Origin of the sequence: Bacillus cereus group sp. BfR-BA-01355 (assembly GCF_022663675.1) — a bacterium.
In the GTDB taxonomy this organism is placed as follows: domain Bacteria; phylum Bacillota; class Bacilli; order Bacillales; family Bacillaceae_G; genus Bacillus_A; species Bacillus_A thuringiensis_S.
The window spans coordinates 1-206 of sequence record NZ_JAKUFY010000538.1 but is presented as its reverse complement, the minus strand read 5'-3'; the positions used below and the strand labels follow the sequence as shown (position 1 = coordinate 206).

The following is a 206-nucleotide window of genomic DNA, read 5'->3' as shown; positions in this document are numbered from 1 at the left end:
TCATGGGAGAAACAAAAAATCCCGAGAAAATCAATCAACCAAATGATTTACTGTATTTGATTTATACATCAGGAACAACAGGAAAACCAAAGGGCGTTATGATTGAAAACAAAGGTGTTATCACGATGAAAGAGTACCTAACGGAACTCTATCAAATTACAGAAAAGGATCATATTCTCCAATTCGCAAATTATATATTTGATGCA

1 protein-coding gene is annotated in these 206 nt (G+C 33.0%); it reads left to right on the top strand.

Annotated elements, in window-relative coordinates; all coding sequences use genetic code 11:
• A partial coding sequence (locus MR167_RS32825) for an AMP-binding protein (RefSeq protein ID WP_242316342.1) occupies positions 1-206 on the top strand: 206 nt, incomplete at both ends.